Origin of the sequence: Bradyrhizobium sp. SMVTL-02 (assembly GCF_051853005.1) — a bacterium.
In the GTDB taxonomy this organism is placed as follows: Bacteria; Pseudomonadota; Alphaproteobacteria; order Rhizobiales; family Xanthobacteraceae; genus Bradyrhizobium.
Genome location: NZ_CP182469.1, coordinates 3,549,035 through 3,558,705, shown reverse-complemented (window position 1 = coordinate 3,558,705; position 9,671 = coordinate 3,549,035). Strand labels below are relative to the sequence as shown.

General features: G+C 64.6%; 12 protein-coding genes. 3 read left to right on the top strand and 9 right to left on the bottom strand.

The annotated features are described in order from the left end of the window. Positions 1–68: 68 nt before the first annotated feature. A complete protein-coding gene (locus tag ACNJYB_RS16555) occupies positions 69–977 on the bottom strand; it encodes an amino acid ABC transporter substrate-binding protein (protein WP_439374914.1) in 909 nt (302 codons plus the stop codon). Positions 978–1,118: 141 nt separating this feature from the next. Further along, entirely contained in the window at positions 1,119–1,472 is a 354-nt protein-coding gene (locus ACNJYB_RS16550) for a hypothetical protein (RefSeq protein WP_439374913.1), read from the bottom strand. A 108-nt stretch (positions 1,473–1,580) separates the two neighbouring features. On the opposite strand from ACNJYB_RS16550, the gene ACNJYB_RS16545 reads away from it, so the two are divergent. Further along, a complete protein-coding gene (locus ACNJYB_RS16545; RefSeq protein ID WP_439374912.1) occupies positions 1,581–2,339 on the top strand; it encodes a GntR family transcriptional regulator in 759 nt (252 codons plus the stop codon). Here the strand turns inward: ACNJYB_RS16545 and ACNJYB_RS16540 are convergent. Beyond that, positions 2,336–2,752, bottom strand: a complete 417-nt coding sequence (locus ACNJYB_RS16540; RefSeq protein WP_439374911.1) for a nuclear transport factor 2 family protein — start codon at positions 2,750–2,752, stop codon at positions 2,336–2,338. The genes ACNJYB_RS16545 and ACNJYB_RS16540 overlap by 4 nt on opposite strands. 149 nt (positions 2,753–2,901) lie before the next feature. Between ACNJYB_RS16540 and ACNJYB_RS16535 the strand changes: the two genes are divergently transcribed. Both ACNJYB_RS16535 and ACNJYB_RS16530 read left to right on the top strand, forming a co-directional pair. Continuing rightward, complete coding sequence (locus ACNJYB_RS16535) at positions 2,902–4,143, top strand: amidohydrolase family protein (protein ID WP_439374910.1); 1,242 nt, start codon at positions 2,902–2,904, stop codon at positions 4,141–4,143. 193 nt (positions 4,144–4,336) lie between these two features. Then, entirely contained in the window at positions 4,337–4,654 is a 318-nt protein-coding gene (locus ACNJYB_RS16530) for a hypothetical protein (RefSeq protein ID WP_439374909.1), read from the top strand. A gap of 12 nt (positions 4,655–4,666) precedes the next feature. Here the strand turns inward: ACNJYB_RS16530 and ACNJYB_RS16525 are convergent, their stop codons facing one another. The 6 genes from ACNJYB_RS16525 to ACNJYB_RS16500 all read right to left on the bottom strand — a co-directional run bounded on the left by ACNJYB_RS16525 (position 4,667) and on the right by ACNJYB_RS16500 (position 9,571). Next, entirely contained in the window at positions 4,667–5,590 is a 924-nt protein-coding gene (locus tag ACNJYB_RS16525) for a DUF1932 domain-containing protein (RefSeq protein WP_439374908.1), read from the bottom strand. Next, a complete protein-coding gene (locus ACNJYB_RS16520) occupies positions 5,590–6,459 on the bottom strand; it encodes a hypothetical protein (protein ID WP_439374907.1) in 870 nt (289 codons plus the stop codon). The genes ACNJYB_RS16525 and ACNJYB_RS16520 overlap by 1 nt, the downstream gene beginning before the upstream one ends. Before the next feature lie 27 nt (positions 6,460–6,486). After that, complete coding sequence (locus ACNJYB_RS16515; protein ID WP_439374906.1) at positions 6,487–7,170, bottom strand: 4-carboxy-4-hydroxy-2-oxoadipate aldolase/oxaloacetate decarboxylase; 684 nt, start codon at positions 7,168–7,170, stop codon at positions 6,487–6,489. Further along, the gene (locus tag ACNJYB_RS16510; RefSeq protein ID WP_439374905.1) at positions 7,167–7,880 is read right to left on the bottom strand and encodes a PIG-L deacetylase family protein; all 714 of its coding nucleotides are present in this window, start codon (positions 7,878–7,880) and stop codon (positions 7,167–7,169) included. The genes ACNJYB_RS16515 and ACNJYB_RS16510 overlap by 4 nt, the downstream gene beginning before the upstream one ends. 65 nt (positions 7,881–7,945) lie before the next feature. Beyond that, positions 7,946–8,830 (bottom strand): amidohydrolase family protein, encoded by an 885-nt coding sequence (locus ACNJYB_RS16505; RefSeq protein ID WP_439374904.1) that lies wholly within the window; start codon positions 8,828–8,830, stop codon positions 7,946–7,948. 30 nt (positions 8,831–8,860) lie between these two features. After that, a complete protein-coding gene (locus tag ACNJYB_RS16500) occupies positions 8,861–9,571 on the bottom strand; it encodes a TetR/AcrR family transcriptional regulator (RefSeq protein ID WP_439374903.1) in 711 nt (236 codons plus the stop codon). Positions 9,572–9,671 lie beyond the last annotated feature (100 nt).

The following is a 9,671-nucleotide window of genomic DNA, read 5'->3' as shown; positions in this document are numbered from 1 at the left end:
GGATTCTGGTGGAATTCCCGAACGCCGGCGTGCCGCCAGGCGGCACGCCGCCCGCGATCGCGCTCGCCTCAATTCACCACGTAAACGTCAGGATCGGCGCTGGAGCTCGGCTTCTTGAAAGCGTTGCGCAAGGCCGGCGACATCGGGACGTTGTAGTTGAGGCCGTTGGGCGGCGTTGGCGATTCCAGCCACTTCCTGTAGAGCGCCTCGATTTCCGGGCTCGCATAGAGCTCTGCCGTTGCACGATCCACCAGTGCCTTGAATGGTGCATCCTCCCGCCGCAGCATGATGCCGTAGGGCTCGGGCTTGGAGAAGGCCTCCTCGCTGATCATGAACGATTGCGGCTCCTTCGAGCGCGCGATCGCGACCGCGAGCTGGACGTCGTCGAGCGCGTAGGCCTGGGCGCGGTCGGTCTCCAGCAGCAGGAAGGCCTCGGCCTGGTCCTTGGCCGGCATGATGTTGATGCCGAGATTGCGCTCGGTATTGACCTTGGCGAGCTGGGTCAGGTTGACCGAGCCGGCCACTGCCGTGACCGCCTTGCCCTTGAGATCGTCGATGGTGTTGATCTTCGCGGCTTTCCTGGCCGCGAATCGGGTCGCGCTGAGGAAATGCGTGTTGGTGAAGGCGACCTGCTTCTGGCGGTCCGCGTTGTTCGTCGTCGCCGAGCAATGCAGGTCGAGCGTGCCGTTGACCATCAGCGGGATGCGGTTCGACGACGTCACCGCGAGAGTCTCGACCGAAATGTCGGGCATGCCGAGCTGCTTCTTCATGGCCTCGACGATCCTGAGGCAGATATCCATGGCAAAGCCGACCGGTTTCTGGTTGCCGTCGAGATAGCTGAACGGGACCGAGGCCTCCTGGTAGCCCAGCGTGATCTTCCGGGTCTCCTTCACCTTCTGGAGCGTGCCCGTGAGGTCTTCGGCTGAGGCTGCGCCGGCAAGACATGTCACGGCCAGAACAATGATGGGAAGACGCATCGGAGGGCTCCTCAAGGGGGTCATCGACCGGTGTCGAGACGCAATCGCGGAGCTGATAACGCATCAATGCAGCGGGCGCCAGACGAGGCAGGGTTTACCAGCTATCGCCTTTTTAGCTAGATCCGGTCGAGGACCGCCGCCTCATTCACAGCTCAGCTGCTGCTCGAACCAGCCGCCGAGCCGATCCGACAAGGGCTGCCACACAAGCTGGAAGCCTTCGAGCTTGCCGAGTTGGCGCGGTACATCGCCCGCAACTCTCGGCGCGCGGGCGAGTTGATAGCCCTCGACGACGAGCGCGCATCCGGACGGGCCGACCAGTGCGAAAAAGTCGCCACCCTCGGACAGCTCGATGGCGGTCGCGGCAGCACCTTCGGGAACGGGCTGGCCGTCAAACTGATATTGGCTTGCATGCACATCACCCCAAAAGTGCAAGCCAGCTGAATGCCAGCCTTCACGGCCCGCGAAACCAACGGCCTGGTGAAACGTCGCACCCAATGGCCGGATTCGATTTAGGCAGTCCGGGCGCCAAACTGCATGCAATTGGAGCGCGGAATTGGCGCGAGCCTGTGCTAAGGAATGGTGTCACCCCTACAGGATTCGCCGATGGCGGCGCGCGCAAGCAGCAAGACTTCCGAATCGTCGGACAAGGTCAGCGTGATCTGCCGCGCGCTCCGGCGCGCCATCATCGAGCAAGCGCTCGAGCCCGGCGCCAAGCTGCCGGAGGATGCACTTGGCGAGCGCTTTGGCGTCAGCCGCACCATTGCCCGTCATGCGCTGGGACAGCTCGCCGCCGAAGGCCTGGTCGAACTGCGCCGTAACCGGATCGCGGTGGTGGCGACGCCGAGCTGGCAGGAGGCGCGCGATGCCTTCGACATCCGCATCGAGCTCGAGCGTCTCGTCGTCCGCCAGCTCGCGGGCAAGCTGACCAAGACGCAGATTGCCGAGCTGAACGCCCATGTCGACGCCGAGGATCGCGCCCTCGGCGGCACGGACGCGGTCTCGATCCGGCTCGCCACCGAATTCCACATCCTGCTCGCGCACATGACGAACAGCCCGATCCTGGTGCGCTACGTCAGCGAGGTCGCCTATCGCTGCTGCCTGACGCTGTCGCTCTACAGCCGGCCGCATTCCACCGAATGCGGCATCAACGAGCACCGTGCCATCATCTCGGCGCTCGCCAAGGGGAACGAGGCCAAGGTGATGGACTTGATGCATCATCACCTGGATTCCGTGGCCAATCGCGCGCTGGTGGCCCCCACCCCGCAGCGCGCCCGCGATCTCCTCGATATTCTCGCGCCGTATGCGGAGGAAGTGACGAGCGACCGCGTGGTCAAGCTGCCGAAAGTCGCGAGGCGCGGTTAGGCTTCAATTCCGCGCTGAACCAGAATGCGCTCGGCGCTATCGTTCCACACGTCCATCTTCACGATCTGGCCGTCTCTCACGACGAAGCGGTCGACATAGCGGTTGCCCTCGAACGGCGTGCCGTCGATCCACTCGCCATAGAGCGTGCCCACGCTGTAGACCACGGTCTCATCTGCGCCCGGACACACGTCGAACCGGGCCATCTTCTTCTTCACCCACCGATAGCGCTTGGCATTGAAGCCGGTCGGCCCGCGCGGATGATCGAACTCGCGCCCGCCGGTGAACGTGATCAGCGTGCCCGGCTTCATATAGGCCGCGGCGGCATCGGGATCGGGTATCATCGAAGCGGTCAGGTAAGCCTCCACGATCTCGGCGTCGGTCATCGGGCGTTCGGCTTTGACAGGAGCGGACATCGTTGGGTTCTCCGGGGTCACGGCATTCTACAATCCAGACCTCAAAGTGCATGCATATTTTTTGGACAATTCGACGTATTGGTCGCCCACAATCTGGAGCTGCCCGCTCCCACAGCTTCCGCTAGGCTGCCACACCTAAACCCGACGCCATGACCACCCAAGCCGCCTTCGACCTGATCTTCCGCAACACGCTGTTGCGCTCTTCCGCCGCACCCGTCGACATCGGCGTGAAGGGCGGACGCATCGCCGCGATCGAGCCCAAGCTGGCCTGCGACGGCGTCGAGGTCGACCTCGGCGGGCACCTCGCCCTGCCCGGCTTCGTCGATAGCCACATCCATCTCGACAAGGCCTGCCTCCTCGGCCGCTGCGGGCACGACCACGGCAGCGTCTCGGAGGCCATCCGCGCCGTGGCCGGCATGAAGAAGGATTTTACCTTCGAGGACGTCTACGCGCGCGGCGCAAAAGTGCTCGAGCGCGCCATCGTGCACGGCACGACGCGGATGCGCACCCATGTTGAAATTGACCCGCGCATCGGCTTGCGCGGCTTCGAGGCGGTCAAGGCGCTCAAGCGCGACTACGCCTGGGCGATCGACCTCGAACTCTGCGTCTTCCCGCAGGAAGGCCTGACCAACGATCCCGGCAGTGAGGAGCTGCTGATCCAGGCGCTGCGCGACGGCGGCGAGGTCATCGGCGGCTGCCCTTACATGGACACTGACCCAAACGCCCATCTCGCGGGCATTTTCGACCTCGCTGAGCAGTTCGACGTCGATGTCGACCTCCATCTCGATTTCGACCTCGACCCCTCATGGTGGCATCTCGACGAAGTCTGCCGCCAGACCGAGCGCCGCAACTACGGGGGACGCGTCGCGATCGGCCATGCCACGAAACTCTCGGCATTGCCGCCGGAGCGGATGAAAGCTGCCACGGCGCAGTTGGCGAAGGCCGGCGTTGCCGTCACCGTTCTGCCAGCGACCGATCTCTATCTGATGGGCCGCGAAGCCACCCACAATGCGCCGCGCGGGCTGACGCTCGCCCACAAGCTCGCCGGCGACGGCGTGCTGTGCTCGGTTGCGACCAACAACGTGCTCAATCCCTTCACGCCGTTTGGCGACGCCTCGCTGCTGCGGATGGCGAACTTCTACGCCAACGTCGCGCACGCCTCGGTCAGCGACTTCGACATCTGCCTCGACCTCGTCACGGACCTGCCGGCGCGGTTGATGAATCTCGGCGACTACGGCATCAAGGTCGGCAATCCCGCCGATCTGATCGTGCTTGATACCAGGGACGGCCGATTCGCCATCGCCGAGCTGCCTGACGTCATGATGGGCTTTAGAGGCGGCCGGCAGACCTTTACGCGGCAGCGGGCCACGCTCTTCCGCCCAGGCCCGTGAACGCTTCCAACGCATATCTGCATTGCAAGGAGCCGGATTACGTCCGATGTTACCGCCCAGAGCTCCAAAATTCCGAATCCGGTACTCTTCCGGATAGTAGATGCTCCCCGATTCCCGATAGGTGCGTGCATTGCAAGTCCCGCGGTGCCGGTCATGGCCAGGCCGCACTGATGACCGCATTCAACCGGGAAGCATGGACGTGTTCGACGCATTCAGCAGCATCAAGTCTCATTCTGTTCGGGCCGGGACGCCGCCCGCCGAGACCGCCATCAAGCGGCTGAACGGCATCGGCCAAGTCCTGTCGGGCCTCGATACCGCGGCGATCCGCACCGAGGACGAGATGGCGCGCATGCTGTGGACGCTCGAGACCGCCGACAAGTGCATTCGCATGATCCTCGCCGAGTTCCGCACTGAGCACACGACCGAAGTCGTCCGTGAAGCCAAAAGCCTGATGGATTTGATCGACCGCGCCCGCGACGAGCTCAATGGCTGTTGCGCGGCGAGTTCCTGAACCGGAGCCGCCCTATTTCGCGCGATTGATCTTCGCCAGGATCCGATCCGCTTCGGTGCGCCAGTCCGCGCTGCGGGCGAACTCCTTGGTCCCCTTGGGTCCGAACAGCCCCTCATCGGCAAGATCAGCCACCCAGGCCTGACGCTCGGCCGTGCCCTGCGCCGACCACGGCGTCAGTCCCGCCTCGCGCACAGTCTCCGCAACCTCGCGCACCTCCTCGGCCCGGCGGCGGCCGTGCTCGATCACGCGCTGGAAGAAATAGGCGCCCTGCTTCTCCCAGTCGATGGCGGGGAATGTCTCGGTGAGTGACGCCAGCACGGCATCTTCGACACCATAGGCGCGCGCGGTCGTAAAGCTCTCGATGACCATGGCCTCGAGGCCCTTGATCATGATGCTGCGGCACATCTTCACCGCCGAGGACACCCCTAGCTTGTCGCTGGCAACCTTCGCCGCAAAGCCGATCGCGTTCAGCAGCGGCTCCAGTTCCTTCGCGCCTGGCCCGCCGAGCAGCAGCGGCACCTTGATTCGGTGCGGCGGCACCGAGGTCATCACCGCGCCCTCGACATATCGTCCGGCCGCGCCGTCGATCAGTGCGGCGGCGCGCTGCTTGGCGCCGGGAGAGGCCGAGTTGAAGTCGAGGAACCAGGTGCCCTGGTTGATCGCGGCCGCGCAGGCCTTTGCCACCGGCACGGCCTGGCTCGCCGTGACGGCGGAGATGATGAAGTCGGACTTCGCCGTCAACTCGGCATGAGACGCCGCGAGCGTCACGCCGAACCTCGCCCCATGCTCCCTTAGCGGCGTGCCCTGCGCGCCACCGAGCTTGATGTCATAGGCTGACACCTTGATGTCCTGCTGGCGCAGATCCTCGGCCAGAATCCTGCCGACCTCGCCATAGCCGACCAGCCCGATCTGCCAGCGCCTGGGATTACCCGCCATCAATTCAATCCTCGCGTCGTCTCATCGAACAGTTCTTCGACCGCATAGCGGCGCGGGATCAGCGCCTGCTGGAATGCGTAGTCGATGATCAGCTCGAGCGGTTTCCTGTTGGCCTCGATCCCGAACGGAACGAGGTCGGGCGTCGCCACAGGCCCCGCCTGCTCCTTGTTCCGCCGGAGCAGATCATAGACGCCCGCGACCACGTCGGGGCGCGATTTCGCGAGTTGCTCGGTCACGACAACGAGATGGTTGACCGGAACGACGCCGCGACGGGCATACCACTTGGCAGCCTCCGCGGCCGGATCGGGAAACAGCGGTTTCAGCCTGGGATTGTCAGAGGTCTCGCCGAGCACGGCGTCGAGCTCGCCGTCGAGCAGCATCTGCAGGATCTTCTTGTCCTGCGGCGCGCGCTCGGTGCTGTCGACATATTCGGCGACGTGCGGATCCTCGAACGTGACCCATTTGATCTTGTCGAGATCGACGCCGCAGTCGTTGGCCAGGATGCCCCTGATCCATGCGCCCGTCGTGGTCGTGAACGAGCGGACGCCGACGCGCTTGCCTTCCAGATCGGAGGGCACGAGCGTCCCATGCGCGGGACTATAGAGCGCATAGGAATGCTGGAAGCGGCCCATCATGGTCGCCGGCAGCATTACCAGCGGCTTGCCGTGCGCTTTCGCCATCAGATAGGTGACGATCGCCATCTCGCAGACGTCAAACGCCTGCTCGCGCACCATCCGCTTGAACGCGGTGTTGGTCGGCGTGTATTCGATGAAGTCGAGGTCGAAGAGGTCGGAACAAAGCGCGCCGCTCTTCACCGCCTGCACATGAGGATGACTGCCGAGCACGGCCTTCAGCTTGAGACGATTCATCCGCCCGCTCCGCTTCTCTTGTTTCGCTCAGACGTCCTCGGGATTGTCGACATGGACGAGGCCTGCCTTGGCCAGCGCCTCGCGCATGCTGTACATGTCGAGGCCGAGCTCGCCCGAGGCGAGGCGCTTGCGTTTGCCGCCTTCATCCGCGTTGCGCTTCCTGGCCTTCTCGGCGACCTCGGCCGCATAGCGCTTCGGCACCACGACGACACCGTCGTCATCGGCGACGACGAGATCGCCGGGATCGACATTGACGCCGGCGCAGACCACGGGGACGTTGACCGAGCCGAGCGTGGCCTTCACCGTGCCCTTGGCCGAGACGGCGCGCGACCACACCGGAAAGTTCATCTCATGCAGCGCTTTGACGTCGCGGCAGCCGGCATCGATGATCAGCCCCTGCACGCCGCGCGCCTGAAGCGAGGTCGCGAGCAGCTCGCCGAACATGCCGTCGGTATTGTCGGTGGTGCAGCCGACGACGAGGATGTCGCCCTTCCTGCACTGCTCGACGGCGACATGGATCATCCAGTTGTCGCCGGGCTGTGCCAGCACGGTGACGGCGGGGCCGGCGATCGACGCACCCGCCCAGACCGGACGCAGATAAGGCTTCATGAGGCCGAAGCGGCCATAGGCCTCGTGCACGGTCGAGACGCCGTACTCCGCCATCCCGGCGGGATCGGCTCGCTCAATATTGCGGACGACGACGGGCTTCATGCCAGCTCCTCCGCGACGGTCGGGAACAGGCGCTGATAGGCCTCGCCATAGGTCATGGCCACGCCGGTATTGCGGCTGCCCTGGATGCCGCGGTTGAGCGCGACACGCTCGTAATAACCCCACAGGTGCTTCTGCGCGGCGAGGATCTGGAACGCTTCGTACTTCTGCGCCCAGACCTCGTCGATCTTGAGCAGCAGGTCCGGCTTGTAGTTGCACTGCTCGGGCTGGTGCGGCTCGAACAGGAACACCGGCGGCGCGGAATATTTGTACTGCGCGCCGGGCTTGTGGCCCATCGCCTGCGCGACCACGCGCGTCTCCTGGGCGAAATGCGCAGCGTTCGGGTGGTCGAAATTATAGGGGTCCTCCAGCGCGTGCGTCAGCACGAAGCTCGGGTTGAGTTCGCGGTAGATGTCGACCATGCGGTCGAAATGCGCCTCGGTCAGCTTCAGGGGATAGTCGCCGCAGTCGAAGAACTCGATCTCGGCACCTAACAGCTTCGCCGCCCGCTCCGCCTCGTCCTTGCGGCCGGCCTTGACCGATTCCAGCGTCGCGCCCTTTTCCTTCCACGCGAACTGGCTCTCGCCGCGCTCGCCGAAGGACAGGCACACGATCTTCATGCGATAGCCCTTCTTCGCGTGCAGCGCGATGGCGCCGCCGGCGCGCCAGACGAAATCGCCGGGATGGGCGGTGACGACGAGACCTGTTTTCATGGGCTACTCCTTTTCGTTGCGTCCACAACGCATGTCCGCACAGCTTGTCGATCGCGCAATCGTCGTCACCCCTCGAACTCGAACAGGCGCGCCGGATTCTCGATGAGGATTTTTTGCTGGAACTCCGGCTCCGGCGCGAACAGCGGGATCAAATCGACGAGATCGCCGTCATTCGGCATCACCTTGACGTTGGGATGCGGCCAGTCGGTGCCCCAGATGACTCGGTCGGGGGCAGTCTCGACAATCTTGCGTGCGAACGGCACCGCGTCCGTGAATGGCGGACCGGCCGAGGACACCCGCTCCGAGCCGCAGATCTTCACCCAGCACTTCTCGTCGCGCTGCATCAACTCGATCAGGATCCTGAACGGGAGCTGATCGAGCCCGTCCGCCGCCTTCACCCGGCCCATATGGTCGATGGTGTAGCTCAGCGGCACCCTGGTCAGCATGTCGGCATATTCAGGCAGGTCGATCGCGTCGAAATGCAGGTCGATGTGCCAGCCGAGCGGGGCGACCATCGCGATGATGCGGTCGAACACGCGCTTGTCGGGCACGCCGCCGAGATGGCGGACGAAATTGAAGCGGCAGCCGCGGAAGCCGCCCTCGTGCAGGATGCGCAGCTCGCGGTCGGTGATGGTGTCGTCAATATTGGCGACCGCGCGATAGGCGCCGTTGCTCTCAGCGATCGCATCGAGCGCCACCGTGTTGTCGGTGCCATGCACGCTGGCATTGACGATGACCGCGCGCTCCACGCCGAGCTTGGCGTGCAGCGCGCGAAAGTCGCCCAGTGGCGCGTCGGGCGGCGTGTAGGAGCGTTCCGGCGCGAAAGGGTATTTCCAGCCGGGCCCGAAGATGTGGCAGTGCGCGTCGCAGGACCGCTTTGGCAGCTTGAACTTCGGCGCGCGCGTATCTGGGTCGGGCGGCGGAATGGTCGGCGTGTACATCATCGTCATCACTTGAATCGCCGAGCGAGACTGTTTGGTTCAAGTCTTGCTGCTGACGGCCGGCCGCCGCCGCGCCGGCGCGGCCTGATCGAGTGCAGGCGCCTGGAAGCCGGCTACGGTGGCCTGCACCAATTGCTCGATGGCATTGGCAGGATCGCTGCCGTCGGCCTCGCCGCGCGACAGGCGCGAGACGCGGTCCGGCGTCACCAGCGAGTAATAGAGTGCACCGAGCAGGAAATGGCTGCGCCAGACGATGTCGGTGCGCGGAATGTGCGGCAGGCTCTCGTGGACCGCATCGATGAAGGCGTGACTGGTGTCGTCAAAGGTCTGCGCGATGATCTTTCGCGCGACTTCGTTGCCCTCGGCCGACATCACCGCGCGCAGCCGCGTGAAGCGCGCGCCCCCGCCGGCGAGATCGCTGCCCGAGGTGAAGGCCGGCACCACATAGGCGCGCACGATCGCCTCCAGCCGGTCCTGGAGATCGCGCACGCGTTTTGCGGCGGCGAGCAGTTCGGAGCGGCGCAGGTTCATCGGCCCGCAATGGCGCCGGTAGATCTCCAGCAGCAGGCTGTCCTTGGTCTTGAAATGATAGGTGACGCTGCCGGGATTGGCCCCGGCCGCCTGTGCGATGTCGCGCACTGAGACGGCATTGAAGCCGTTGGTGGCGAACAGTTCCTCGGCCGCGGCGAGGATCGCCTCGCGCATGTTCGGCTTGCGGACCGTTTCCTTGCTGGTGGGCTTGCGTACCATGTGATTTGTACTATCGTACAAAAGATCAGGTCTCGTCAACAAGAACCATGGGCATCGTCCGGAGCGGACGATAGACTGCCGTCAGGGGACGGAATGCCCC

Excerpts from the sequence above, each read along its gene's own strand:
- ACNJYB_RS16555 (WP_439374914.1), bottom strand. The coding sequence starts at position 977 with ATGCGTCTTCCCATCATTGTTCTGGCCGTGACATGTCTTGCCGGCGCA.
- ACNJYB_RS16545 (WP_439374912.1), top strand. The coding sequence starts at position 1,581 with ATGGCGGCGCGCGCAAGCAGCAAGACTTCCGAATCGTCGGACAAGGTC.
- ACNJYB_RS16540 (WP_439374911.1), bottom strand. The coding sequence starts at position 2,752 with ATGTCCGCTCCTGTCAAAGCCGAACGCCCGATGACCGACGCCGAGATC.
- ACNJYB_RS16535 (WP_439374910.1), top strand. The coding sequence starts at position 2,902 with ATGACCACCCAAGCCGCCTTCGACCTGATCTTCCGCAACACGCTGTTG.
- ACNJYB_RS16530 (WP_439374909.1), top strand. The coding sequence starts at position 4,337 with ATGGACGTGTTCGACGCATTCAGCAGCATCAAGTCTCATTCTGTTCGG.
- ACNJYB_RS16525 (WP_439374908.1), bottom strand. The coding sequence starts at position 5,590 with ATGGCGGGTAATCCCAGGCGCTGGCAGATCGGGCTGGTCGGCTATGGC.
- ACNJYB_RS16520 (WP_439374907.1), bottom strand. The coding sequence starts at position 6,459 with ATGAATCGTCTCAAGCTGAAGGCCGTGCTCGGCAGTCATCCTCATGTG.
- ACNJYB_RS16515 (WP_439374906.1), bottom strand. The coding sequence starts at position 7,170 with ATGAAGCCCGTCGTCGTCCGCAATATTGAGCGAGCCGATCCCGCCGGG.
- ACNJYB_RS16510 (WP_439374905.1), bottom strand. The coding sequence starts at position 7,880 with ATGAAAACAGGTCTCGTCGTCACCGCCCATCCCGGCGATTTCGTCTGG.
- ACNJYB_RS16505 (WP_439374904.1), bottom strand. The coding sequence starts at position 8,830 with ATGACGATGATGTACACGCCGACCATTCCGCCGCCCGACCCAGATACG.
- ACNJYB_RS16500 (WP_439374903.1), bottom strand. The coding sequence starts at position 9,571 with ATGGTACGCAAGCCCACCAGCAAGGAAACGGTCCGCAAGCCGAACATG.